The following is a 25,502-nucleotide window of genomic DNA, read 5'->3' on the forward strand; positions in this document are numbered from 1 at the left end:
TCTCAGGCCGCCGCTTTCAGCGACGCCTTCTGCGCGGCAAAGGCCCAGTCGAGCCAGGGCAGCAGCGCTTCGAGGTCGGCTGTCTCGACCGTCGCGCCACACCAGATGCGCAGGCCGGGCGGGGCGTCGCGATAGGAGCCGATGTCATAGGCAACGCCTTCCTTGTCGAGCACCGAGACGATCGCCTTGGCGAAAGCCGCCTGTCCGTCGGCATCGAGTGCCGCGACTTGAGCGTCGGTGAAGGACAGACACACGGAAGTGTTGGACCTTGTCGCCGCATCGACTGCGAGATGGCCGAGCCATGAGGATCTGTCGACAAAGCCGTCGAGCACAGCGGCGTTGGCATCCGCTCTGGCAATCAACGCGTCGAGACCGCCGATCGACTTCGCCCAATTGAGCGCGTCGAGATAATCCTCGACGCACAGCATAGACGGCGTGTTGATGGTCTCGCCTTTGAAGATGCCTTCGATCAGCTTGCCGCCCGACGTCAGGCGGAAGATCTTTGGCAGCGGCCACGCCGGCTTGTAGGTTTCCAGCCGCTCGACGGCGCGCGGGCTGAGGATCAGCATGCCGTGCGCGCCCTCGCCGCCCAACACTTTCTGCCAGGAGAAGGTGACGACATCCAGCTTCTGGAAATCGAGCCTCTGGGCGAAGGCGGCCGAGGTCGCGTCGCAGATCGTCAACCCTTTGCGGTCGGCCGGAACGAAATCGCCGTTCGGCACCCGAACGCCTGAGGTCGTGCCGTTCCAGGTGAAGACCACGTCGCGGTCGAAATCGATCTTCGCCAGATCAGGCAGCTCGCCATAGCCCGCTTCGATCTTTCTGGTATCGGCGAGCTTCAGCTGCTTGACGACATCGGTCACCCAGCCGGAGCCAAAGCTTTCCCAGGCGACCATGTCGACGCCGCGCTCGCCAAGCAGCGACCACAGCGCCATCTCGACGGCACCGGTGTCCGACGCCGGCACGATGCCGATGCGGTAGTCCGCTGGGACCTGGAGAATTTCCCGCGTCAGCTCGATCGCCTGTTCGAGCTTGGTCTTGCCGATCTTGGCGCGGTGGGAACGGCCGAGCGCAGCGTTCTTCAGCGCCTCGACCGACCAGCCGGGGCGTTTTGCGCAGGGACCTGAGGAGAAATTGGGGTTTGCCGGACGGAGTCCGGGCTTCGTATGCGTCGTCATCGTGGTCTATCCTTCCAGATAGTGGCCCCTCGTTGGGGAGGGGTGGCCCACGGACGGCGATATGCGTTCAGCCATCAGGCGTCAAGAGGAAAGTTTTTGTCGCGGACAAGATACAAGCGATCCGCGATCAGGATGTCGTGAGCCCAAACGCAAACGGCGGATCGAAAAGATCCGCCGTCAGGCTTCGTGTCTATCGCCAGCCTACCAGAGGTCGTAGCGCAGCCCGAGTTTGACCTGATGATTGCTGATGCCCTTTCGGATCGGATACGACGTCAGGCTCGCGGCCGTGACATATTCGGCATCCGGCGCCGAAAAATACTGATAGCCGAGATCGACGGAAACATTCTTGGTCACCTGATAGGCCAGGCCCGCATCCAGCGTATAGGCCAAGGCATACTGGGTCTTGTTGTCGCTCCGGACGAAATCATCAGTAGGGTCGACATTGTCGGTGAAGTAACTCGCCGACAGCTTGTATTTGCTCCGGACCAGCCCGATGCCGGCACCCAAATAAGGTGTGATCCCGACATAGGTGCCAAGATCGACATAGCCATTGACCATCCCCGACAGGGAATAATTCTCCAGGGACGCCGACGCCACCGTTGCCGTGGCCGGCGGTATCACGGTCGCGGTGTCGTCATAGTGGATGCCAACCTTGTTGCCCGGCAGATAGCCGAGATTGATATCGGCGCGCAGATAGTCGTTGAAATGATAACCGAAGCCGATGCTGGCAAAGGCGGGATCCTGCTTTTCGCTGAAGCTCGCCGGCGCGAAGGTGAAATCCTGATCCTGGTAGCTCTTCTGCGCCAGATAGGAGACGTCGCCGCGCAGGTACCAGCCCGAACCGACCTCGACCGGTTGATAGTCCGGCGCCTGATCGACATAGACTGGCGGATCGTAGTCTGCGGCCTGCGCCGGCGTCAGCGGAGCAAGCACGAGTGCGGCGAGCGCCGGCGCTGTCAGCGATTTGAAATTCATGGGTCCCCGGCTCCTGAAATTGGCGCGCGTCATTTGATTGCAAGCGCCGTTTCAGTAGGCATTGTTAACCATAGTGGTTAAGTGCGGGTTAAGGATAACGCGGCGTTACCGAATTGATTTCGGCAGGCTTTCTTTAGCGCAGGCGGCGGATGGAAATGCACCGCAATCGCCAAACGAAAACCGCCCGGCATAACCGGGCGGTTCGCGAATTCCAGGATTTCGAAGCGACTACTTGGTGTAGATCGGCTCCGGAACGTAGGGTTCCGGCGATGTGCAACCATTATTGCCGCCGAACTGATAGCGCAGACCGCCGCGTACCTCATGTGTGTTGATGCCATGGTCGAAGCCGGGCCCGGAACTGCTCACGTCGAAGTCGAACATGCGGCCTCCCTCAATGTGAGAGTAGCGATAGCCGGCATCCAGGATCACCCTGTCGGTAAGGCAATAGGACGCGCCGGCCATGAGCGCGTAGGCAAAGCGCCAATTCTTCGACCCGGGGTTGGTCTCGGTTGTGTTCGGGTCGTGGACGGTATCCCATTTAACGTGCGCGCCGCCGATGCCAGCGCCAACATAAGGCGTGATGCCGTGCCAGGTGCCGATATCGTAATAGGCGTTGGCCAAGAGCAGCAATGCGCTCATTTTCGACACTTCGACCGATGTCGTAACGCCATCGTTGGTTGATCCGTTGAAGTCCGAAGCGAACCAATAGTCGGCTGTCAGGTCGGTACGGAAATGATCGTTGATCTTGTAGCCAATGCCGGCGCCGAGTGAGAAGCCGCCCTTAAGCTCGCCGGAATCGAAAACATTGCTGCCGGGAGGCGGCCCGTAGGTGATATAGTCGATGCCGCGCAAATCCGACTTATGATAGTCGATGTCGCCGCGGATGTACCAGCCACCGAAATCGGCGGGCGGCTCATAGGCAACCGGCGGAGGCGCTTCCTCGACCACCGGCGGTTCCGCCAGATCGGCGGCGAAAACCGGCCCGGCCACGCCTGCGAACAGCGCGGCAAGGAGAGCCATTTTTGCTGTATTGAACATGCTTGTCACCCCTGAGAACCGTCGGGAAAATCCAACCCGCCCGAATATGATTGACCTCAGTTGTGGATAATGAATTGCAAAAGTTAAAACGCGTTTAACCCTGTCGATTAACCAAGAATTCTCGATATTTTAGCAAACAGTCTCTGCCGGCATCATGCTGGGGCCACCCTGCCCGAAACAAAAAGCCCGCCTGGAGGCGGGCCTTGAGGTCTTCGAGCCGGCAGTTCGCGCCTGCCGCTGGAGGCGGTGCGATCAGGCGGCGCTGCGCGTTTCCGAGATGATGTCGACGATGTCGTTGACCACGGCTTCGACCAGCTGCGGGTCGTCGCCCTCGGCCATGACGCGGATCAGCGGCTCGGTGCCGGAGGGCCGGATGACCAGTCGACCGGCCCTGCCGAGACGGTTGCGGGCATCTTCGATCGCCGCCTTGACCGGGGCTTCCTCAAGCGGCTTGCCGCCGGCGATGCGGACATTCTTCAACAGCTGCGGCACCGGCTCGAACTTCTTCGACAATTCGCTCACCGGGCGGTTCTGCCGCTTGATGCAGGCGAGAACCTGCAGCGCCGAGACGAGCCCGTCGCCGGTGGTCGAGAAATCGGACAGCACGATGTGGCCCGATTGCTCGCCGCCGACATTCAACCCATGCGCGCGCATATGTTCGACGACATAGCGGTCGCCGACCTTGGTGCGGTGCAGCTGTAGCTTCATGTCGCCGAGAAAGCGTTCGAGGCCGAGATTGGACATCACCGTCGAGACGACGCCGCCGCCGGCGAGCCGCCCGTTCTGATGCCAGGATTCGGCAATCAGCGCCATGATCTGGTCGCCGTCGACGATCGTGCCGTTCTCGTCGACGATGACGACGCGGTCGGCATCGCCGTCGAGCGCGATGCCGATGTCGGCGCGCACTTCATGCACCTTCTTCTGCAGGCCGGCCGGATGGGTCGAGCCGCATTCCTTGTTGATGTTGAAGCCGTTCGGCTCGACATTGATGGCAATGACCTCGGCGCCCAATTCCCAAAGGGCGGCCGGCGCCACCTTGTAGGCGGCGCCATTGGCGCAGTCGACGACGATCCTGAGACCCGACAGCGACATCGAGCGCGGCAGCGTACGCTTGGCGAATTCGATGTAGCGGTCATGCACGCCGTCGACACGCTTGGCGCGCCCGAGCCCGTCGGAATCGGCGAGCGCCAGCTCGATGTCCTTGTCGAGCATGCTCTCGATCCGCTCCTCGATCTCGTCGGAGAGCTTGTAGCCATCAGGCCCAAACAGCTTGATGCCGTTATCGAAGTAGGGATTGTGCGAGGCCGAGATCATGACGCCGATATCGGCGCGCAGCGAGCGCACCAGCATGGCCACCGCCGGCGTCGGAATCGGGCCGAGCAGGAAGACATCCATGCCGGCGGCACAAAGGCCGGCCACCATCGCATTCTCGATCATGTAGCCGGACAGCCGCGTGTCCTTGCCGAGCACGACGCGGTGGCGGTGGCTGCCGCGCTGGAACGACAGGCCGGCGGCCATGCCGACCCGCATCGCGATCTCGGCCGTCATCGGAAATTTGTTGGCGCGCCCGCGAATGCCGTCGGTGCCGAAATAGTGCCCTGCCATGATAGCCAGAATCCCCGTCGGTTTTTCAGCTGCCCGTAATGCCACAAAATTGGGCACCACAAATCATCACAATGTATGATCGTATGTTACCAATCCTTAGAAAATCATTGTAGCGATCTGTTCAAGTGTTTCCACAACCTAAAACCGTGACACGGTCTTGCCGCAATATAGCAGTCACACTAAGCCGCTCGGCGCAGGTTGTCCGGCAACCCTTCTTTTCGAGGCCACAGATCGCAATGATTTCATCACCTTGTCGGGAGGACGCGCTTTGCGAGGGTCTCGGCCTGAGTTAGCATCCGGCGCAGCCTAGCGTTGAGAGCTATTGATTCACCAAAGGGACACCATCGGCGCAGCAACGGGAGAAACGCCATGCTCATCCATCGACTTGCAACTTTGACGGGTCTTGCCGTCGCAACCTTGTTCATGGCGGCGCCCGCCAACGCGCTTACCATGGCCGAGTGCAGTACCAAGTATAATGCCGCCAAAGACGGCGGCACGCTGAACGGACAGACCTGGAACCAGTTCCGTAAGGCCGAATGCGGCACCGACGCGGCCGCCACCACCGAGACCGCCAAGCCGGCCAAGAAGGCGGCCGCGGCCAAGGCGGAGACGACCAAGGCCGCTGCTGCCGCCGACGACGGCGCCACGGGCCTGACGGCCAAGGAATGCAGCGCCAAATACCAGGCTGCGAAGGCTGCCGGCACGCTCAACGGCGTGAAGTGGAACGATTTCCGCAAGACCGAATGCGCCGCCGGCGCCAGCGCCACGGCAGAACCCGCCAAGGCCACGACCAAGGCTGCAACCGCAGCCGACGATGACGCCAAGGGCCTGACGGCCAAGGAATGCAGCGCCAAATACCAGGCGGCAAAGGCCGCTGGCACGCTCAACGGCATGAAGTGGAACGACTTCCGCAAGACCGAATGCGCCGCCGGCGTCAGCGCTGTGGCAGCACCGGCCAAGGCCACGACCAAGGCAGCTGCCGACAGCAGCGGCAAGGGCCTGAGCATGGCCGATTGCAGCGCCAAGTATCAGGCGGCCAAGTCTGCCAACACGCTGGGCGGCAAGAAGTGGAACGACTTCCGCAAGGCCGAATGCGGCGCCGGCGCCGATGACGACGACACCGTCCCGGCTCCGAGCGAGGCGACTTATACCAGCGAGCCCGAGAAGCCCTCGGTCACCGCTCCCAAGGGCGTGAAGTTCCCGACCGCGATCTCGAAGAAATACGCCAGCGAGACGCCGGCCAAGGGCCGCATGCATACCTGCCTCGAGCTCTACTACGCCAACAAGGATGCCAACACGCTGAATGGCCTGCGCTGGATCCAGAAGGGCGGCGGCTTCTACAGCCTCTGCAATGCCAAGCTGAAGAGCTGATCGCGTAGCCATATTCTCCAGACAAAGGCCCGCGCATCGCAGCATGCGCGGGCCTTTTTGTTGCGCTCGAAGACGCCCGGCTTTGCTCGCGTCTACATATCGCGAAAGCTGTCGGCATCATCTATTCGCCCACACTGCCCACCGCCAGACTTATCGGTTGGTACGCAAAGATTCCAATTGAACATATACGGAACAAACAGTATACAAAAGGACGTCGAACTTTTTGTCAACCAGGAGGGTCTTATGTCCAGATTGAAATTGGCGGCATTGGCTGTGACGGCATGGGTTGCTTGGAGCGTCGCCCCTGCAAGCGCACTGACGATGAAGGAATGCGGCGAGGCCTATCGCACAGCCAAGGAAGGCGGCACTCTGAACGGCATGGATTGGACCGCTTTCCGCACGGAGAAGTGCGCGACGTCAGCTGCGGAGAGTGCCAGCGCGGATACGGTCAAAACCGAGCCGCAGCCGAAGACGGAAACCAGCGCGGCGGTCGCCCCCGCTTTAGCGCCGGCGGGCGTGACATTCCCGACCACCCTCGCCGCCGAGTTCAAGACCGAAAAGCCCGCGAAGGCACGGATGAAGACCTGCCTGCAGGGTTACCACGGCAACAAGGACGCAGGTACGTTGAACGGCCTTCGCTGGATCCAGAAGGGCGGCGGCTATTACAGCCTCTGCAATGCCAAGCTGAAGAGCTGATCGGCCAGCAGCGTTTGAAGATCGAAAAGCCCGCCAACCTCATGGTTGGCGGGCTTTTGTTGAGGTCTTGCCAGCCTCAAGCGCCTTGTTTCGAGAGCCGCAGGAGCGCGACCAGGCTTGAAAGATCGGCATTGGCCTGGCCGGCAGCCACCCCGCGCTTCATCAGGCTTTGCATCGGCAGGACGAGTTCCGTGCTGACATCAGCGGACCTGCTGGCGTCGATCAGATTGACATAGGCATCAGCCTGCATGCCCAGATTGGAAACGACATCGCTGGTGTGATCGCCACTGTCGATCTGTTCCGCCCATTTCGGCAGCAGGCCTTGCATCGCCTGGAGCCAGGAGGCCAGCAGTGGCATGAACGCGCCGGCAGGGATCCCGGCCGCGCCCGTCAATGCCAACGCTTGCAAAGTGCCCGCGAACATTCCGTACATGCCGGTCAGAAGCGAGATATCGTAGAGCGGCGCGAGGCCAGCATCCTCACCGAGATATTTGCTGGTGCCGAGCGCTCCGAGCTGCCCTGAACAGGCGTCGAACGCCTGGCTCGAGCCGCTGTAGAGGATCAAGGCGTGCGGCCCGCCGATCATCGGCGGCACCGCCATGATGCCGCCATCGATATAGTCGGCGCCGTGGCTTACCGCCCAGTCGGACATCTCGCGCGCCTGCTCGGGCGTGCCGTTGGTGAGGTTGACCACTGTGCGACCCGACAAAGCAGCCGCTACGGGGCCGAGCGCCTCACGAACAGTGTCATAGACAAGCAGGCACGTCACGATCAGCGGACTCGACCTGACGGCTTCCTCGACACTCACGGCCGCGATGGCACCCTTGGCTGCCAAAGCCTCAGCCTTTGCCGGAGAACGGTTCCACACCGTCACCGAATAACCCCGGTTCAGAAAGGCTTCGGCAAGCGCCGTACCCATGGCGCCAAGGCCGATTACAGTTATTTCGCTCATTTGGCTCTCCTTCGTTTGGTTGCGCGGTTATGCCGGCAACGGGCTCAGGTCCTGGCCGAGGCCACCGTCGACGGTCAGCCGCGCGCCCGTGGTGAAGGTCGCGTCGAACGCCAGGAACAGTACTGCACGCGCCACCTCCTCGACCGTGCCATGACGCTTCATGGGGGTGACCGCATCGCCTATGCTCATGAAGGCTGCCCGTTCTTCCGCGGATGCGCCGGCCACTCCCATGGTCGGCGTATCGATGAAACCGGGACTGACGACATTCACCCGGATCAGGCGCGGCAGGAGCTCCGCGGCGAGCACCTTGGCGAAGGCGCGAAGTGCCGCCTTCGAGCCGGAATAGACGCTCATGCCGCCAGTGCCGGATTCGTCAGCGATCGACGAGGTGAAGACGATGGCGCCGCCATCCCTGATGAGCGGCAGCAGGCGCTGCACGGTGAAAAAGGCGCCCTTGGTATTGATGTTGAAGGCGCGGTCGTAGCTGTCCTCGGTGACCCGCTCCCACGGGTTCGAGATTGGCCACCCCGGCATTGATGTGAAGGAAGTCGATCTGGCCGAGCTTCTGCCCCACTTCGGCACCGAGCGTGACGATATCGGCCATGTCGCTGATATCGGACCGCACGACATGAGCTCGCGAAAACAGCTCTCCGCGGGCGGCCTCGATGTTGCGCTGGTCGCGGCCGGTGACCAGGACCTCGGCGCCGCCTTCGATCAGAGCTTCGGCGACGGCGAGCCCCATGCCGTGCGTCCCGCCGATGACAACGGCCTTCTTGTTTGCGTATCGTGTCATGATCCATCCCTTTTTTGACAAAATCCGGCCACCGACGGCCTTTGCAGGTCGAAGCCAGGTACCGATATGATGTTGTGGTGTTCGCCGATGCCGGCGAGCTGGTTTGAAGCTATGGACCGGCTTGGTTTTTCTCAAGTACCGACAAAAATGTAAGCTACCCACCGATTGCTCAGAATTGGATGAAACATGGGAAAGAAACAGCCAGATAGTTGCGGATTGGGGCCGGCGCTGGAGGTCATCAGCGGCAAATGGAAGGCGTTACTGCTCTGGCAGATTCACAAGGCGCCGGCCCGATTCGGTGAGTTGAAGCGGCTGGTGCCTGACATCAGCGAAAAGATGCTGATCCAACAGCTGCGCGAGATGGAGGCTGACGGCATCGTTCACCGCGAAGTCTTCCCCGAAGTGCCGCCCCGGGTCGAATACTCGATCACCGAATTCGGCATCGAGCTGGACAATGCCCTGATCCCGCTGGCCAGATGGGGCAAGCAACATGCTGGCCGGTCTGACGGTGTGCGCCCCGGCAGAGCCAGTGCAATCGCACCGCACGCTCTTTGACCAACCCTGAATAGCAAAACGCCGCGGATTGAAGCCGCGGCGTTTTCTTGAATCGAGTGATTTCAGCTCAGCTAGACGGCTGAGGCTCCATGCCGCCTTCGGGCTCTGGGCCCTTCTTGCGGCGGCCGGACTTCGGCACCGCTGAACCACGGCTTGGCGGTGTGTCGTCGCCGAGGTCGCGTGCGGGCTTCTGCCCGGCGATCAACTGCTTGATCTCCTCGCCCGAAAGCGTCTCGTATTCGAGCAGGCCCTGTGCCAGCGCAATCCATTCCTTCTTCTTCTTGGTCAGGATGGACTTGGCCGAGACATAGGCCTCGTCGATCAGCCGGCGCACTTCGGCGTCGATGATCTGCGCGGTCTCTTCCGAGATGTTCTGCGTGCGCGCTACCGAATGGCCGAGGAAAACCTCTTCCTGGTTGTCGCCATAGGCGACATGGCCGAGCTTGTCCGAGAAGCCCCAGCGCGTAACCATGGCGCGCGCCAGCTTGGTCGCCTGCTCGATGTCGGAGGAAGCGCCCGAAGTGATGTTCTCCTTGCCGAACTTGAACTCCTCGGCGACGCGGCCACCCATCATAATGGCAAGCCGCGAGACCATGTACTTGTAGCTCATCGAATAGCGGTCGCCTTCCGGCAGCTGCATGACCATGCCGAGCGCACGGCCGCGCGGGATGATGGTCGCCTTGTGCAGCGGATCGGCGGACGGCACGTTGAGCGCCAGTATGGCGTGGCCGGCCTCGTGGTAAGCGGTGAGCTCCTTCTCGGCCTGGGTCATGGCCGACGAGCGGCGCTCGGCGCCCATCATGATCTTGTCCTTGGCGTCCTCGAATTCGGCCATGGTGACGAGGCGCTTGTTGCGGCGCGCCGCCATCAGAGCGGATTCGTTGACCAGGTTCATCAGATCGGCGCCGGAAAAGCCCGGCGTGCCACGCGCGACCACCTTGAGGTCGACATTGGGCGCCAACGGCACGTTGCGCACATGCACCTTGAGGATCTTCTCGCGGCCGACGATGTCGGGGTTCGGCACCACCACCTGGCGGTCGAAGCGGCCCGGACGCAACAGCGCCGGATCGAGCACGTCGGGCCTGTTGGTGGCGGCGATCAGGATGATGCTCTCGTTGGACTCGAAACCGTCCATCTCGACCAGCAGCTGGTTCAGCGTCTGCTCGCGCTCGTCATTGCCGCCGCCAAGGCCGGCGCCGCGATGGCGGCCGACGGCGTCGATTTCGTCGATGAAGATGATGCAGGGCGCGTTCTTCTTGGCCTGGTCGAACATATCGCGGACACGGGACGCGCCGACGCCGACGAACATCTCGACGAAGTCCGAACCCGAAATGGTGAAGAAGGGCACATTGGCTTCACCGGCAACCGAACGGGCGAGCAGCGTCTTGCCGGTGCCGGGAGGACCGACGAGCAGCACGCCGCGCGGAATCTTGCCGCCCAGGCGCTGGAACTTCTGCGGATCGCGCAGGAACTCGACGATCTCTTCCAGATCTTCCTTGGCCTCGTCGACGCCGGCGACATCCTGGAAGGTGACACGGCCATGCGCCTCGGTCAGAAGCTTGGCCTTCGACTTGCCGAAGCCCATGGCGCGCCCGGAGCCGGACTGCATCTGGCGCATGAAGAATATCCACACGCCGAGGATCAGGATCATCGGCAGGTAAGAGATGAGATAGCTGAACAGCGAGGTGGAACCGTCCGATTCAGGACGCGCATTGATGACGACGTTCTTGTCCTGAAGCCGCGAGACCAACTGCGGATCGCCGGGCGAATAGGTCTGAAAGCCATTCGCGTTGTCGGTGTAGGTGCCCATGATGCGGTCGCCGGCGATGGTCACCGTCTTGACCCGGCCGGCCGCAACCTCTTGCAGGAATTGCGAGTAGGGAACGTCTTGCGAGGCTCCGCGCGTCTGCGGCGTCTGGAACAGATTGAAGAGAGCGATAAGCAGGACCGCTATGATCGCCCAGAGCGCGAGGTTGCGATAATTCGGATTCATCAATTGTCCCGTGGGTACCCTGTGGGGCACGCGTATGAGAGGAAACTTGGGCCTAACATAGGGAGAGCGCCTCCCCTTGCCAAGCATAACAGCACGTCTGGGTTAAGCTTTCGCGCCACCATCAACCGGCACTGTGGCGGCTGGAAGGCAAGGTCGGGACCGGCGGCGCGCCGGTCAGTTCGGCGACGGCCCCGGCCAGCGCCAGATCGAAGCTGGGCAGGAAGCGTGCAAAAGGCGCGACGGCCGGGCTGAGGGCGATTGCCGGTGCCGTTGTTACATCGCCTGCAAAACCAAGGCATTCGCCGCCGCGCCACAGCGCCGGTTCCGCAGCCAAAGCGGCACGGACAAGGCTTGCTGGCGCGCCATTCCCGGCACTCCGTTTGGCCGCGGCGGCCGCGCCGAGCGGCGCGATCAACAATGCACCAGAACTGTCGCCCAATGTGATCGCCTCTGCGTCGGTGATCCGCCTGCGACCGTCCCAGAGTCCGACCGCCAACGGTGCGGCAGCAGGCAGGTCGCGCGATTCACGGTACAGGAAGATGCCGGTGCGCCTGGTATCGACGACCGTCCGCGACAATGTGGCGCAAAGCGGCCCGGCCTGCATTTGCTCGAACAGCGCTTCACTACGCGCCTGGTCCGGCAACAGGGCGACACCGCCCGTCGCCGCCAGCAGGACACGCAGCCCATAGACCGCGGCTTGCGTGTCGTCTGCGTTGGCGAAACCGGGTTCGAGGCGGATGAGACCCGGTGCTGGCTGGCTGGCAAATTCCCGGATCAGCACGGCGGCGCGGCGGCCGAGTTGCTCGCGCTCGGCAGCGGCACGCCTGGCCAGGCCGATCGCCTCGGCAAAACGCCGGCCGCCCCGGTCTTCGCCGAGCACGGCGCGAATGCGCGGCCGTTCGAAATGCGCATCCGTGTTGGTCGGGTCCTCCGTCCAGCCGACATTTTCGCGCCGCAGGAAGGCCCGCAATGCCGCGCGCCGTACGCCGAGCAGCGGCCGCGTGATCCAGATCCGCCAGTCATAGAGGGTGGCCGGCGCCATGCCGGCGAGCCCGCGGCCTGCCGTTTCACCAAGCTCGTGGCCATCATTCCGCGCGGCTCGCATCAGCACGGTCTCGGCCTGGTCGTCAGCGGTGTGGCCGGTCGCGATCACACCGATGCCCTGCGCCTGCGCGGCCTCGGCCAGCAGCCGGTAGCGTGCCTCGCGCGCCGCCGCGGGCAGGCCGGTCGACGGCTTGTCGCCGGACCAGCTAAGTATGCGGTGCGCGATACCGCGCTCGGCACAGAGCTTGGCAACGGCGCGTGCTTCCGCCGCCGCTTCCGGACGCAAACCGTGGTCGATCGTCACCGCCAGCAGCCTGGCTGTCGGGGCGCTGCGGTCGAGGTGAGCTTTAAGGAGAAGAAGGAGGGCGGTCGAGTCGCTGCCGCCGGACACGGCTGCAACAGCGCCGTTGGAAAAGTTGATCGTTGAAAAATCCGAAAGGTCAGGCTCGGTATCGAGCATCAATGCATGTCGCCCAAAACTGGTCCCCGGACGCCAACATGCAAGGGGACTAGCACGCCGCCAGCGCCCTTTCCTGTTTGACGCGTTCCTTGAGCGCGGCCGAAATATCGGGATAACGCTTGCCGATCTCGCCGAAGGTGGCGCAGGCGACATCCTTCTGCTTGAGGCCGACCAGCGACACGCCGAGCTTCAAAAGCATGTCGGGCGCCTTCTTGGCCTTTGGATAGTCCTTGCTGGCGGAGAGGAAAACCTCGGCCGCGTCGTGGTATTTCTGCTGGCCAAGCAGGGACTCGCCCAGCCAGTAGTGCGCGTCCGCCGCCTTGGCGTCCTTGGGGAAGCGGGCGATATGGTCGCGAAAACCCTGCTCGGCGGTGCTGTAATCGCCCGACAGGATGAACTGGTAGGAGTTGCGGTAGATCTCTTCCGGGTTGTTCGTGGCAGGCAGCGCCGCCACCACCGTGCCGTCGGATTTGCCGGTCTTGAGACCGGTCGCCGGCGCCTCGGCTGCGGGAGCCGCACTTTCCGCCGGCGCGGTCGCCTGCGTATTGCCGCCGGCGTCGACCACATTGCCGTTCTTGTCGACAGTGATGGTGCCGAACGTCTTCGGCGGAGTGCCGGTGATCACCTTGCCGGGATCGCCGGTCTGCGATTCGACGATGACTTCGCCGACGCTCTGGCCGCCATCCGGTTGTGCACCCGACTCGGCCGGCGCTTGGCTTCCCGGGGCCTCGGCGACGCTGTTGCCGGTATCGCCATCCTGCGGCGCCGCCTCTGATTTCTTCTGCGCCGGCGGCTGCCCGCTGGAGCCGCCTTCCAGCTGCTGGAAGCGGAACTCGTTGTCTTCCTGCTGCTTGCGCATCTGTTCCTGCATCTGCAGGACCTGGAAATTGAGTTCCTCGATCTTGCCGTTCATCTGCCGCAGCTGTTCTTCGAGGCTGGCGGCGGTGGTGCCGTCCTGCTGCTGTGCGATCTGTTGCTGCTCCGGCTTCTCTTTCTTGCCGAAAATGCCGAGCGTCGGCAGATGGAAGGAAAAGCCGCTATCCGCGGGTTGTCCGGTGCCGCTCGCAGTAGCCGCGAAGCCTGATACGAGCAGCAGCGCAAGCGTGCCGCTCAAGACCGATCTGAAATGCATGTGCCTCTCGCCGTGTAATTCGTGAGTCTGTTCGCGCCTTCCAATCACAGTGGAACCAGCCAGGCGCCCTCGGCTCTTAGCAGGAGGCGAGACTTCGGCCAAATTTTGTTTCCCAATTTTGTTTCCGGGACTGGAACTGAAAAAGGCGGCCAATGGCCGCCTTTCGCATGGAGGTGTTGCAATTATGCGACTAAAGGTGCCGCCATCTTGCCTATCAGGAGCCGGCGCCGGAGAGCGTGGTGACGGCGCGGCGATTCTGCGACCAGCAGGAGATGTCGTCGCAAACCGCGACCGGACGTTCCTTGCCGTAGGAAATCGTCTTCAGGCGGCTTGCCGAAACACCCCTGGCGACCAGGAAGTCGCGGGTGGCGGCGGCGCGGCGGGCGCCAAGCGCCAGATTGTATTCGCGCGTGCCGCGCTCATCGGCGTGGCCTTCGACGACGATGGCATACTGCTTGTACTGGTTGAGCCACTGCGCCTGGCGCGACAGCGTCGTCTGTGCATCGGCGCGGATCGAGGACGAATCCGTATCGAAGAAGATGCGGTCGCCAATGTTGACCGTGAAGTCCTGCGCCGAGCCGGGCGTTGCGGCACCCGCGCCATTGAGACCGAGGTCGGCGGCGCTGTTCGGGGTCTTCTTCGAGGCGCAACCGGTGATGGCGAGCATCGCGATCAGCGCAATCATCGCCGGGTTTCTGGTAAGTGCTGCGATACGGCCCATGCCGCCTCTCCTTCGTATTTCGAGTGATTTCGTTGATCACCCAGTAACCACGTTTGGGTTAACCGGCATTCAAGAAACACGGTTAAAATTTGGTTTCAGCCGCCCGTCCGCAGCCGAACAACCTCGTGCCACAATGGTCGCGGACCGTAGGCGGAAATGCGGCCAAAAGGCGACTTCGGCGTGAAAAAAGCCCCAAAACGGGGCTTTTAGGGCACTGTTGCCAAGTTGCAACGTGGCAAGCGAAGGCTGGGCCAAAACTTGGTTTATTCGAGCAGCGGCGACCAGGCCGGATCGGAAGCGAAGTTCGCGGTCGGGATCGACTGTTCGTTGCGGCCGGTGAGATCGACGGAAACCAGTTTTGGGCCACCGGCGGAGTCACGGAAGAACATCAGCACGCGGCCGTTGGGCGCCCAGGTCGGCCCTTCCTGCTGGAAGCCGGAAGACAGGATGCGCTCGCCAGAGCCGTCGGTCTTCATGACGCCGATCTGGAATTCGCCGCCGGTCTGCTTGGTGAAGGCGACGAGGTCGCCGCGCGGCGACCACACAGGCGTCGAATAGACGCCGTCACCAAACGAGATGCGGGTCTGGCCCGAACCGTCGGCGCCCATCACATAGATCTGCGCGCGGCCGCCACGGTCGGAGGTGAACACCACCTTGCTGCCGTCGGGCGAATAGGACGGCGAGGTGTCGATGGCGGTCGAGTTGGTCAGCCTGGTGGTCGAGCGGCTGCGCAGATCCATGGCGAAGATGTTGGAATTGCCGTCATCGCGCAGCAGGCTCATGATCACCTTCTGGCCATCGGGCGAAAAGCGCGGCGCAAAGGTCATGCCGGGAAAGTTGCCGACCAGCTCGCGCTGCCCGGTCTCGATCTGCAGCAGATAGACCCGCGGCTGGCCGCTTTCGTACGACATATAGGTGATTTCCTGCCGGTTCGGCGAGAAACGCGGCGTCAGCACGATCGACTTGCCGTCCGAGAGATAGCGGACGTTGGCGCCGTCCTGGTCCATGATGGCGAGCCGCTTCTTGCGCGCATTCTTGGCGCCGGATTCGTCGATGAAGACGACGCGGGTATCGAAATAGCCTTTCTCTCCGGTCAGCCTCTCATAGATCGCGTCGGCGATTATGTGGGCGACGCGCCTGGTGTTGGCGTCGTTGGCGAAGAACTGCTCGCCGGACATCTGCTGGCCGGCAAAAGTGTCCCACAACCGGTACTGGGCGCGGATGCGGCCGTCCGCCTCCTTGCCAACGCTGCCGGTTACCAGCGCCTGCGCGTTGATCACCTTCCAGTCGTCGAAGCGCGGCTGCGCATCCGGATTGGCGATCTTCTCGATGAAGGCGCTCTTGTCGATCGGTGCGAACAGACCGGAGCGTTTCAGATCGGCGCTGACGATATCGGAGATCTGGGCGCCAATCTCACCTTGAAAATCGGTGATCGCGATCGGCAACGGCTCGACATTGCCCTTGTTGACGTTGATCTCGACGAGTGCTCGCGCCGGCAAGGTGGCAACGGCAGTCATGCCCAGCGCCATGGCTGCAATCGTCAGGAGCGGCTTGAGGATGGATTTCATGTCGTCTCGCTTCTCTTAACTGATTTTGTGGACGCCAGACTTAAAGCCCAAGCATCTCTCTGGGATCGAAAGTGACTCGAACCTGGGCCCAGATATCCTGCTTGCCGGCAGGAACCTGCAGGCCGGCCATGTTGCATTTCTGGACGGCACGCACCGCACTCTCGTCGAACTGCTGGTTTCCGCTCGATTTCTCGACGGTCGGCCGGCCATCGAGCTTGCCGGAGGCGTCGAGGTTGAACAGAACCACGGCGACGAAGTTTTCCGAACCCTCGAGCCCCACGGGAAGGGTCCAGCAACCGCCGAGCTGATCCGACAAAGCGCCCATTTCGCTTTGCGACAGCTTCTGGCCCTGGGTCTTGTCGGCGCCGAGCGACGCCTGCTGCGTCGAGCGCTTGGCGCCGCCGCCGGATGGCTTCTGCTTGTCGAGGAGAGCTGAAATCTCGTCAGCGTTGAACTGCTTGTCCTCGGACTTCGGCTTGGACGAGGCTTCCTTGACCGGCTTGTCGGCATCCTTGCGATCCGGCGCTTTGGCGCTTTCAGCCTGCGCCGGCTGCGGCTTCGGCCGCGCTTCGGGCGCGGGTGCGGAATTCGGCAGCTGCGCCTCCTCCGGAGGCTGCTGTTCCGATATGGCCTCGGCGACCGCGTCGGGCTTGACCTCGGGCTTCGGCTCGATGGCGGCGGTCGTGTCCGGTTGTGGCGCTGGCGCAGGCTGCTTGGCCGGCGTCGGTTTCGGTTCCGTCTGCTTGACCGGCTCGGGCTTGACCTCTTCCTTCGGCTGCGGCACCGGCGCCACTTCCGTCGCTGGGGTCGGCTTCGGCTCATCCTTCGGCTTCGGCGCGTCCTCGGTCTTCGGCTTCTCGGTCGGCGTCGGCGCTGGCGGCGGAGCAGACGCCAGGTCCACCGGCTTCGGCTTGGCCTCGTCCGTCACCGGCTTATCGGTATCGACGCTGTTCTCACCGATCTTCTGTGCCTCGGGCACGATATCGGGACGCTTGGTCGGCTTCGGCGCCGGCTTTTCGCGCATCACCGCTTTCTTGTCGCCCTGCAGCGTCTGTGCGACGGCCTCCATGGGGACGATAGCGACCGAGACCGATTCAGCATCGGACGCGGGCATGGCAGGCGGCGACGACAGCGTGAACAGCCCGAAGGCCAACGCTACCGTATGCAAGATCACCGATGTGGTGAGGCCGGTCCGCATCTTAGCGCTACTGATCCTGTTGCTGCAGTGAAATCAGGCCGATGTTCTTGTAGCCGGCTGCCTGGATGAGGGCCATCACCTCCATCGCAGCGCCATAGTTCGTAGCCTTGTCGCCGCGGATGAAGATGCGCTCTTCGTAACCGGTCTTGGAAATCGCCTGCAGCTTGGCGACCAGTTCCTCCCGCGGGATTTCGGTCTCCTGCAGGAAAACCTTGCCGGTGGCGTCGAGCGTAACCATGATCGGCTGGGTGTCGGCGTTCATCTCCTTGGCCTTCGTCTCCGGCAGGTCGACCGGCACGCCGACCGTCAGCATCGGCGCCGCGACCATGAAGATGATCAACAGCACCAGCATCACGTCGACCATCGGCGTGACGTTAATTTCCGACATCAGCGCGTGATGACGGCCGCGCCGCCTGTGGCCGCGCCCGCCGCGTCCCGAGATGCCTACCGACATACCCATCTTGCTGCTCCTCAGGCCTTCGGCGCTACTTTTTCATCGATTTGGCGCGAGAGTATGGCGGAGAACTCATCCGAGAACCCTTCCATGCGCACCGCGATCTTGTTCGCGTCCGATGACAGCTTGTTGTAGGCGATAACGGCCGGAATGGCGGCGAGCAGGCCGATGGCCGTCGCCAGCAGCGCCTCGGCGATGCCGGGCGCGACCACCGACAAGCTGGTGTTCTTGGACGCGGCAATGGACTGGAACGAGGTCATGATGCCGATGACGGTGCCGAACAGGCCGATGAAGGGGGCCGCCGAACCGGTGGTGGCGAGGAAGCCGAGCCGTCCCTCCAGCCGCTCCATCTCGCGCGTCAGCGCCAGATCCATCGCCTTGTCGATGCGGGTCTGCAGGCCGAGCGGCGATTTGGCGCCCTTCTCGAAGCTCTTCTTCCATTCGCGCATGGCGGCGACAAAGATCGCGCCCATGCCGGTGGTCTTGCGATCGGCGAGGGTGCGGTAAAGCTCCTCCAGCGACTGTCCCGACCAGAACACCTGTTCGAAGCGGTTGAGCGACAGCCGCATGCGGGCATAGCTGACCAGCTTGTCGACGATGATCGCCCAGGTCCAGATCGAAGCGCAGAGCAGACCGATCATGACCAGCTTGACCACCCAGCCGGCCTGCATGAACAGCGCCCAAATCGACAAATGCGCTGCCGGGTCGGCGAGTGCGATATTTTCCATCGTTCAAGTCCTTAAGATTTTCCGGGCATCGCTGGCGGCTGGCCCATGGGCATCCCTTGTGGTCCGTTCGCGCAAGGCTTGCGGATTACCCCAAAATGCACCGTTAGCGGCCTTTTCAGGGCAAATATTGGTGAAAGGAAGGCGCTCGGATTCTTCCAATCTTCACCAATCTCTTCATGAACCGTTATGGTTAAGGATGGGTTAGGAAATAAGACGCGGCGCATTGCCGCGCCCCGACGCGCCGGCAGGCATGTTGTCCCATCAAAATGCGCCGCCTATCAGCCGTTCGTTGCGGGCCGGCCGGCTGGATATCAGCCTGCTCTTGGTAGAAAGGCAGCGATCCATTCTTTCGGAAAGCGTTTCGGCCTGCCGTTCTCGCCGATGATCGCCGCCTGGACTTTTGCCTCGACCAAAACCTCTGTCCCGCGTTTCAATTGCTGCGCCATGACAATGCGGGCGCCGGAAATGTCTTCGGTGCGAGTGTCGATGGTCAGGATATCGTCCATGCGGGCGGGCGAACGAAAATCGATCTCCATGCGCCGCACCACCCAGACGATCCTTTCACCGTGCTTGCCTTGGTGAAGTTCGGTGTGATGGACGCCGGCGAGCCTTAGATAGTCCGAGCGGCCGCGCTCGAAGAATTCGAGATAGCGCGCATGATAGACAACGCCGGAGAAATCGGTGTCGGCATAATAGACCCGTGCCATCAGCCGATGGCCGAATTCCGTCAGCGCGCCGGAAAGCCCGGCAGTGAGTGCCGCCGATTCACCATGATCGTCCATCGCGCTTTCCTTTTTGCCCCTGGCGGGGCACCTGTCCTGCCAAAATCACCAGCGCAGCAAACCGGATGGCACTGTTGAAGGCGATGATCAAGACCTTGATGGCGGCGCTGCTTGTGCTGGCGGCGTCCGTTCTGCCCGGCCACGCCGCGAGCTTTTCGATGAAGCGCGGCCTCAACCTCGACCAATGGACGACCTGGGTCGGCGAAGACAAATGGAACGACCCGAAGGCGATCCTGCCCTATCCGGAATGGCGCAAGTTCCTCAACGAGGATGACCTCAAGGCGCTGAAGGCCGCCGGTTTCGACTTCCTGCGCATGCCGGTCGATCCTTCACCGTTTATATCGGACCAGACGCTGGCGCTGCGCGACGACCTTTATGCCAGCGTGCGGGACTCGGCCCGCATGATCAACCGCGCCGGCCTGAAAGTGATCGTCGACATGCACCTCACCCCCGCCGGTGGCGGCCGCGAGATCGGCATGGGCCAGGTGATGGACGATCCCGCCATTTTCGACGCCTATGTCGAGGTCATCCGCAAAATGGCGCGCACGCTTGCCACTGAGGACCCGACGCAGGTCGCTTTCGAGCCGATGAACGAGCCGATCATCGATTGCGACAGCGACGGCACCAGCCTGTGGCCCGAGCGCCAGCAGAAATTGTTCGCGGCCGCGCGCGCCTCCGCCACCAGGCTGACACTGATCCTGACCGGCGCCTGCTATTCCAATGCGGCCACGCTGGTCAGGATAGACCCGAAGACGATCCCCGACGACAACATCATCTGGACCTTCCACTCCTACGACCCTTTCCTGCTGACACATCAGGGCGCGACCTGGGCCGGCGATTTCATTCCCTATGTCACCGGCCTGCCCTACCCGCTGACCGCGGTGCCGCGCGCCGAGTTCGATGCAAAACTGGACGCGATCCGCGCCAAGATGAAGGCTGAGGCGCCATGGACCAGGCGAAGCGGCCTGCTCGCCTATCTCGACGAGCAGGTGGCCAGCATGGACACGGACGAAAAGCTGCTCGGCGTCATGGATGCGCCGTTCGAAAAGGTCGAGGCCTGGGCCAAGGCCAACAGCATAAAGCCGGAAAACATCACGCTGGGCGAGTTCGGCATGATCCGCCAGGAGTATGGCAACCCCTATGTCATGCCGCCGCAATACCGCGCCGCCTATGTCAAGGACATGATCGCGCGCGCCGAGGCGCATGGCTTCTCATGGTCGGTGTGGAGTTTTGGTGGCGCCTTCGGCATCGTCGACGCTTTCAACGGCGAAAAGGCCGAACCTGCTGTGATGGATGCAATCCGGTCGCTTCACTGAAGGCGAGGTCTATGTGGAACCAAGATCGATCTGCAGGATCTCCGGGCGCATGCCGAACCGCACCGGTGCGATGCTGAAGCCGAGTCCACCCGACACAATCAGGTTGCGGTCATTCTCGACGACATGCCCATAAGCGAAACGATTGCCGAAGCGGGACGGCACCACCGGCGAATAGCCGAACAGCCGGACCTGCCCGCCATGGGTGTGGCCTGACAGCGTCAGCGAAACCCGCCCCGGCACTTTCGGAAAAATGTCGGGCTCGTGGGCGAGCAGGATGATGGGCGCCTGGTCGCTGACTTTGGCCAGCGTGCCGTCGAGATCGTCCAGGCCCTTGAAGTGACTGCGGTCCCAGGCCCGGCCGGGGAGCAACGCCAACTGATCGGCAAGACCGGCGAGCCAGAAGCCGTGCCCGTCCTTTTCCAGGCGTACGACATCGTTTTCCAGCACCGGAATGCCGACGGTCTCCAGCGCTTTGCGTGAAATCGTCGGTCCGGCGCCAACCCTTTGGGCGGTACGATCTTCCCACCAGTCATGGTTGCCGAGGATCGACCAGACGCCCAGTGGCGCCTTGAGGCCGGAAAGTGCCGGCGCCCATTCCGAGGCATCCACCCAGCCCGTCACTATTCGAGTGCCAGCCGGATAGTCGCCAAGCATGAGGATCACATCCGGCTTGAGCGCATTCGCCTCGGCGGCGAGCGAAGCGATCCGCTCCGGCGTCATCCAGGGGTGGCAGGCATGGATGTCGGAAAGCACGACGGCGCGCAGCTTCAGCCCTGCTGGCCAATGCGGCGGCGTCAGCTGATAGCGCTTCACATGCGTCAACAGCATCGGCTCGATGCCGACCGCATAGGCACTGAGCGAAGCCAGCGAGAGGAACGAACCCCCGACGAATTTCAGGAACCCGCGTCTGGTGATCACTTTCCCCGCTCCGACCCTGATCGGAGCGGTTCCGCGCCGACATTAAGACGCACGATAAAATCGAGGAATGCGCCTTCACGCTGGCAGTCTTGAGGAGATTCTGCGCAGACGATCCGTTCCGGAGGACAAATCTCCGTTACTCTTCCTGGAACAGGTTGATCTGCTGCTGGGCCAGATCCTTCGGCGCGTCGAGGCCGAGATGGCGCCAGGCATTGCCGGTCAGCACGCGGCCGCGCGGCGTGCGCTGGATGAAACCCTGCTGGATCAGATAGGGCTCGATAATGTCCTCGATGGCGTCGCGCGGCTCGGACAGGCCGGCGGCGATGGTCTCGATGCCGACCGGTCCGCCGCCGAAATTGCGGGCAATCATCGAGAGATAGCGGCGGTCGAGCGCGTCAAGGCCGAGCGCGTCGACCTCCAGGCGGGTGAGGGCTTCATCGGCAATCTGCCTGTCGACATGGCCGTCACCAGCAACGGAGGCGAAATCGCGCACCCGGCGCAGCAGCCGGCCGGCGATGCGCGGCGTGCCGCGGGCGCGGCGCGCGATCTCCAGCGCACCGTCGTCGCCGAGCGGCATTTGCAGGATGCGGGCGCCGCGGCGCACGATCTGCTCCAGTTCCTCGACGGAATAGAAATTGAGCCTGACCGGAATGCCGAAACGGTCGCGCAGCGGATTGGTCAAAAGGCCGAGCCGGGTGGTGGCGGCAACCAGGGTGAAGCGGGCAAGGTCGATCTTGACCGAGCGCGCCGCCGGGCCTTCGCCGATGATCAGGTCGAGCTGGAAATCCTCCATCGCCGGATAGAGGATTTCCTCCACCGCCGGATTGAGCCGGTGGATCTCGTCAATGAACAGCACATCGCGGTCTTCGAGATTGGTGAGCAGCGCCGCGAGGTCACCGGCCTTGGCGATCACCGGCCCCGAGGTCGAACGGAAATTGACCCCGAGCTCGCGCGCCATGATCTGCGCCAGCGTCGTCTTGCCAAGCCCCGGCGGCCCGACGAACAGCACATGGTCGAGCGCCTCGCTGCGGCCCTTGGCTGCCTCGATGAAGACTTTGAGATTGGCCCTGACCGCCGCCTGGCCGACGAAATCGGCGAGCGTCTGCGGCCGCAAAGTCTGCTCGGCATCCTCGCCGCGCTTTTCCGGGGCAATGAGGCGAGGGGAAAGGCTCATGCCGCCTTCCTCGCACAGGGTAAAGGAGGGGGCAAGCAACCGCTCACCGCGCCAGTTCCTTCAGCCCGAAGCGAATGAGCTTCGAGGCATCTGCATCCTCGCCCGCCGTCTTCAGCGCCGCCGCCACCGCATTGGCTGCCGTGTCGCGCGAATAGCCGAGATTGACCAGGGCCGAGACGGCGTCGGTGATCGGCGCCGGTGCGACACCCTCGCCGAGTTCCTGCTTCAGGCCGATCGTGCCGGAGGCGGTTCCGGCATAGGCCGGCGCCTTGTTCTTCAATTCGGTGACGATGCGCTCGGCCACCTTCTTGCCAACCCCGGGCGCGCGGCTGACCATGGCGATGTCGCGCAGTGCGATCGCGTTGGCGAGGTCGGCCGGCGCCAATGTCGACAGGATCGCCAGCGCCACCTTGGCGCCGACGCCCTGTACATTGGTCATCAAGAGCCGGAACCATTCACGCTCCAGTATCGACTGAAAGCCGTAAAGCCGGATCATGTCCTCGCGCACATAGGTCTCGATGAACAGCACCACCGCTTCGCCCGGCGAAGGCAGCGAGGCCAGAGTGCGCGCCGAGCAATAAGCGACATAGCCGACGCCATGCACGTCGACGAGGCAGAAATCCTCGTCGATCTCGTCCAGCGTGCCCTTGAGCTTGCCTATCATGCTCAATAGCCTTTCATGATGCCAACGCCGCCATCCTGTAGGCGACGCTTTGCCGGTGATGCGCGTGGCAGATGGCGATGGCCAGTGCGTCGGCGGCATGTTCGGTGTCGAAAGTGGCTTTCGGCAACAGCACCTTCACCATCATGTGGATCTGCTTCTTGTCGCCATGGCCAACGCCGATCACCGCCTTTTTGACGGCATTGGGGGCATATTCGGCGACGACAAGGCCGGCGCGCGCCGGCACCAGCATGGCGATGCCGCGCGCCTGACCGAGCTTCAGCGTCGCTACCGCATCCTTGTTGACAAAGGTTTGCTCGACGGCCGCCTCCTGCGGCATGGCAGCGTGCAGGATCTCGGCCAGCCCGTCATGCAACTGACAAAGCCGTGTCGCAAGCGCCGCCTTGTCGTCGGATCGCACGGTGCCGGAGCCGACGAAGCGCAGCGAATTGCCGAGGCTTTCGACGATGCCCCAGCCGGTGCGCCTCAGCCCCGGGTCGATACCGATGATGCGAATCGCTTCCCCCATCCGCCAAGTTTACCTCCGGCGGACAGCGATGCCAGCGAAATGTGAACAAACCGGAAACGGGAGGCGTTTTAACCCCGGGCGAAAGCCGTGTTGAGCAGCGTGATCTGGTCGGAAACCGGATTGACGCGGCGGACGGCGGACGGCGTCTCGGTAAACGCGCCGCCATAGATCTCCTCGTCCATGCGGCGCACCAGAGCCTGGAGGCGCAGCGAGCGTGTCACGAGATCGAGGAAATCCTTCGGCAGTTCGTTCCAGCCGACCGCCTCGTCATGCGCCGACGCGGTGTCGAGGCGAACCTTGGATTTTTCCGAAGCAACCTGGTCGCGGGTCATCTCACCGGAGTTTGCCGCCCGCTGCAAAAGCAGCCAGGAGGCAACCTGCATCAGCCTGGTGGTCAGCCGCATCGATTCGGCCGCATAGAGCGTCGCCGCCAGCCGGGACAACTTTTTGGCCTCGGCCCGGCCCTTGCCGTCGAGATATTCGGCTGCTTGCTCAACCAGGCCCATGCCTTCCTGGTAAAGCGGTTTGAAGGATTGGGAGAAAACCCGGCGTTCCGCCAGTTTGATGGTTTTCGCGATGCCCTTCGAAGGCTCGTTCATCGATACGCCCCTGCACTACCCCGTCGGCTGATTCGGCTTCTTCGCCGTCACGCCGGCACCCTAGATGACTGAAGCTTGAAAATGCGCTTCGCCGCCGTTGAAGGCAAGCACATGTTTAACAAACGGTTAACGCCGGCGGATGGGCGCGAGGCAGCCCAAAATGCGGATAAAAAAAGAGCCGCGGATAAGGCGGCTCTCAGGAGTTTAACAGGGAGGCGTCAAACGAAGTGGCTCCAACCACTCGGTAAGAATCCAGATAACTGGACGGGCATAGTAAACACCTGTAAAGCTTAATGAATCCTTAACGGAGCGGATATTTCTTGATCGACCGCTGCCGTTCTGTGCCGTATCAGCACAACGGCCCTCAGAACCTGATCGTCAGCTTGCTCCAGCCTTCTTCCAGATCGCCGGCAAGGAAATGAAGGCGAACAACAGCATTCCCGCATAAAAACCGATCGAGGAAGAGGTCAGTACCGGCTCGATCTCCGGATGGCCCGCAAGTTCAAAATAGAGCCCGATCATCAGCGCGATGCCGCTGACTGCCGTCAGCCAGAAATGGATGACAGCAATCGTCTTTTGCCCGATGGCCGGGAACAAATGATAGAAGAAAGCGAACACCGCCGACATCAGCCAGCCCGTCACCATGGTGTGTGCGTGGGTCGGCATCTGCCCATGGTCATTGGTGATCGCCATATGCAGGCCCAAAGCCATGCCGCACAGCGCGTAGATGACGGCCAGGGTGAAGAAATTTCGTGCTACGCCTTGCATGGGATGCCCTGGTTGATTGCCGCAGACTTGGTCCGATCGCGCGCGGCCAGAATGGAACGTCGGTCGCGAGCGGCTTAATCTCGGGACGTTTCAGGATCATGCCGCAGAACCTGTCCTCTTTTGCCATGACAGCCGCCCGTCGCCGCGGCTTGCGACCAAAATGAATGATCAAACCGCGGTAACAGACTGGCGCGCCGACGCGACATCGTTCCGAAACACGCGTTGCGCTAAACGCCCGCTCCTCACACCGTCGCGCACAAATCCGTGCCGCCGCAACCCACCGGAACTGCCCAG

Annotated in this window: 23 protein-coding genes and 2 pseudogenes; 4 read left to right on the forward strand and 21 right to left on the reverse strand. The window is 62.5% G+C overall.

Annotated elements, in window-relative coordinates:
* Positions 1-2 precede the first annotated feature (2 nt).
* The 4 genes from AC1D1N_RS01380 to glmM form a co-directional block, all read right to left on the reverse strand.
* Positions 3-1,178, reverse strand: coding sequence for a phosphoserine transaminase (locus AC1D1N_RS01380; protein WP_436261791.1), 1,176 nt, complete (start codon positions 1,176-1,178; stop codon positions 3-5).
* A 201-nt stretch (positions 1,179-1,379) separates the two neighbouring features.
* Positions 1,380-2,153: an outer membrane protein gene (locus tag AC1D1N_RS01385; RefSeq protein WP_436261792.1), complete on the reverse strand. Its 774-nt coding sequence runs from the start codon at positions 2,151-2,153 to the stop codon at positions 1,380-1,382.
* 228 nt (positions 2,154-2,381) lie between these two features.
* Entirely contained in the window at positions 2,382-3,191 is an 810-nt protein-coding gene (locus AC1D1N_RS01390; protein ID WP_436261793.1) for an outer membrane protein, read from the reverse strand.
* Positions 3,192-3,443: 252 nt separating this feature from the next.
* Positions 3,444-4,796, reverse strand: a complete 1,353-nt coding sequence (glmM, locus tag AC1D1N_RS01395; RefSeq protein WP_112559651.1) for a phosphoglucosamine mutase — start codon at positions 4,794-4,796, stop codon at positions 3,444-3,446.
* Between the two features lie 714 nt (positions 4,797-5,510).
* On the opposite strand from glmM, the gene AC1D1N_RS01400 reads away from it, so the two are divergent.
* The gene (locus AC1D1N_RS01400) at positions 5,511-6,167 is read left to right on the forward strand and encodes a hypothetical protein (RefSeq protein WP_477347346.1); all 657 of its coding nucleotides are present in this window, start codon (positions 5,511-5,513) and stop codon (positions 6,165-6,167) included.
* 243 nt (positions 6,168-6,410) lie between these two features.
* A complete protein-coding gene (locus AC1D1N_RS01405; protein ID WP_477346219.1) occupies positions 6,411-6,863 on the forward strand; it encodes a hypothetical protein in 453 nt (150 codons plus the stop codon).
* Positions 6,864-6,939: 76 nt separating this feature from the next.
* Here the strand turns inward: AC1D1N_RS01405 and AC1D1N_RS01410 are convergent.
* Positions 6,940-7,821 (reverse strand): annotated as a pseudogene (locus AC1D1N_RS01410) (NAD(P)-dependent oxidoreductase); the annotation flags it as partial.
* 21 nt (positions 7,822-7,842) lie between these two features.
* A pseudogene (locus AC1D1N_RS01415) lies at positions 7,843-8,608 on the reverse strand (SDR family oxidoreductase).
* Positions 8,609-8,794: 186 nt separating this feature from the next.
* Between AC1D1N_RS01415 and AC1D1N_RS01420 the strand changes: the two are divergent.
* The gene (locus tag AC1D1N_RS01420; RefSeq protein WP_477346220.1) at positions 8,795-9,163 is read left to right on the forward strand and encodes a winged helix-turn-helix transcriptional regulator; all 369 of its coding nucleotides are present in this window, start codon (positions 8,795-8,797) and stop codon (positions 9,161-9,163) included.
* A 67-nt stretch (positions 9,164-9,230) separates the two neighbouring features.
* On the opposite strand, the gene ftsH is transcribed toward AC1D1N_RS01420, so the two are convergent.
* The 9 genes from ftsH to ybgC form a co-directional block, all read right to left on the reverse strand.
* On the reverse strand, positions 9,231-11,156 hold the full coding sequence (ftsH, locus tag AC1D1N_RS01425; protein WP_112559657.1) for an ATP-dependent zinc metalloprotease FtsH: 1,926 nt from the start codon (positions 11,154-11,156) through the stop codon (positions 9,231-9,233).
* A 121-nt stretch (positions 11,157-11,277) separates the two neighbouring features.
* Positions 11,278-12,660, reverse strand: coding sequence for a tRNA lysidine(34) synthetase TilS (tilS, locus tag AC1D1N_RS01430; RefSeq protein ID WP_477346221.1), 1,383 nt, complete (start codon positions 12,658-12,660; stop codon positions 11,278-11,280).
* A 49-nt stretch (positions 12,661-12,709) separates the two neighbouring features.
* Positions 12,710-13,792 (reverse strand): tol-pal system protein YbgF, encoded by a 1,083-nt coding sequence (gene ybgF, locus AC1D1N_RS01435; RefSeq protein WP_477346222.1) that lies wholly within the window; start codon positions 13,790-13,792, stop codon positions 12,710-12,712.
* Between the two features lie 214 nt (positions 13,793-14,006).
* A complete protein-coding gene (pal, locus tag AC1D1N_RS01440) occupies positions 14,007-14,513 on the reverse strand; it encodes a peptidoglycan-associated lipoprotein Pal (RefSeq protein WP_112559660.1) in 507 nt (168 codons plus the stop codon).
* A gap of 263 nt (positions 14,514-14,776) precedes the next feature.
* Complete coding sequence (gene tolB / locus AC1D1N_RS01445; RefSeq protein ID WP_112559662.1) at positions 14,777-16,081, reverse strand: Tol-Pal system beta propeller repeat protein TolB; 1,305 nt, start codon at positions 16,079-16,081, stop codon at positions 14,777-14,779.
* A gap of 40 nt (positions 16,082-16,121) precedes the next feature.
* Positions 16,122-17,279, reverse strand: a complete 1,158-nt coding sequence (locus AC1D1N_RS01450) for an energy transducer TonB family protein (protein WP_477346223.1) — start codon at positions 17,277-17,279, stop codon at positions 16,122-16,124.
* A 7-nt stretch (positions 17,280-17,286) separates the two neighbouring features.
* Complete coding sequence (gene tolR, locus AC1D1N_RS01455) at positions 17,287-17,739, reverse strand: protein TolR (RefSeq protein WP_477346224.1); 453 nt, start codon at positions 17,737-17,739, stop codon at positions 17,287-17,289.
* A gap of 11 nt (positions 17,740-17,750) precedes the next feature.
* A complete protein-coding gene (gene tolQ, locus AC1D1N_RS01460) occupies positions 17,751-18,461 on the reverse strand; it encodes a protein TolQ (protein WP_112559665.1) in 711 nt (236 codons plus the stop codon).
* 311 nt (positions 18,462-18,772) lie between these two features.
* Positions 18,773-19,243 (reverse strand): tol-pal system-associated acyl-CoA thioesterase, encoded by a 471-nt coding sequence (gene ybgC, locus AC1D1N_RS01465; RefSeq protein WP_436261801.1) that lies wholly within the window; start codon positions 19,241-19,243, stop codon positions 18,773-18,775.
* A 65-nt stretch (positions 19,244-19,308) separates the two neighbouring features.
* Here ybgC and AC1D1N_RS01470 point away from each other — a divergent pair, with 65 nt between their 5' ends.
* Positions 19,309-20,559, forward strand: a complete 1,251-nt coding sequence (locus AC1D1N_RS01470) for a glycoside hydrolase family 5 protein (RefSeq protein WP_477346225.1) — start codon at positions 19,309-19,311, stop codon at positions 20,557-20,559.
* Positions 20,560-20,568: 9 nt separating this feature from the next.
* Here AC1D1N_RS01470 and AC1D1N_RS01475 read toward each other — a convergent pair whose 3' ends face one another.
* From AC1D1N_RS01475 to AC1D1N_RS01500, 6 genes are all read right to left on the reverse strand, one after another.
* Complete coding sequence (locus AC1D1N_RS01475; RefSeq protein ID WP_436261803.1) at positions 20,569-21,477, reverse strand: metallophosphoesterase; 909 nt, start codon at positions 21,475-21,477, stop codon at positions 20,569-20,571.
* Positions 21,478-21,613: 136 nt separating this feature from the next.
* Complete coding sequence (gene ruvB, locus AC1D1N_RS01480) at positions 21,614-22,651, reverse strand: Holliday junction branch migration DNA helicase RuvB (protein ID WP_436261804.1); 1,038 nt, start codon at positions 22,649-22,651, stop codon at positions 21,614-21,616.
* 43 nt (positions 22,652-22,694) lie between these two features.
* Positions 22,695-23,315 carry a Holliday junction branch migration protein RuvA gene (gene ruvA, locus AC1D1N_RS01485; RefSeq protein WP_112559669.1) on the reverse strand — a complete coding sequence of 207 codons (621 nt, stop codon included), beginning with the start codon at positions 23,313-23,315 and terminating at the stop codon, positions 22,695-22,697.
* A 13-nt stretch (positions 23,316-23,328) separates the two neighbouring features.
* Positions 23,329-23,841: a crossover junction endodeoxyribonuclease RuvC gene (gene ruvC, locus AC1D1N_RS01490; RefSeq protein WP_112559670.1), complete on the reverse strand. Its 513-nt coding sequence runs from the start codon at positions 23,839-23,841 to the stop codon at positions 23,329-23,331.
* A gap of 68 nt (positions 23,842-23,909) precedes the next feature.
* Positions 23,910-24,440: a protease adaptor protein RcdA gene (gene rcdA, locus AC1D1N_RS01495; RefSeq protein ID WP_181062223.1), complete on the reverse strand. Its 531-nt coding sequence runs from the start codon at positions 24,438-24,440 to the stop codon at positions 23,910-23,912.
* Positions 24,441-24,818: 378 nt separating this feature from the next.
* Positions 24,819-25,208 carry a hypothetical protein gene (locus AC1D1N_RS01500; RefSeq protein WP_477346226.1) on the reverse strand — a complete coding sequence of 130 codons (390 nt, stop codon included), beginning with the start codon at positions 25,206-25,208 and terminating at the stop codon, positions 24,819-24,821.
* Positions 25,209-25,502 lie beyond the last annotated feature (294 nt).

Source organism: Mesorhizobium sp. P2_B5 (assembly GCF_056404775.1).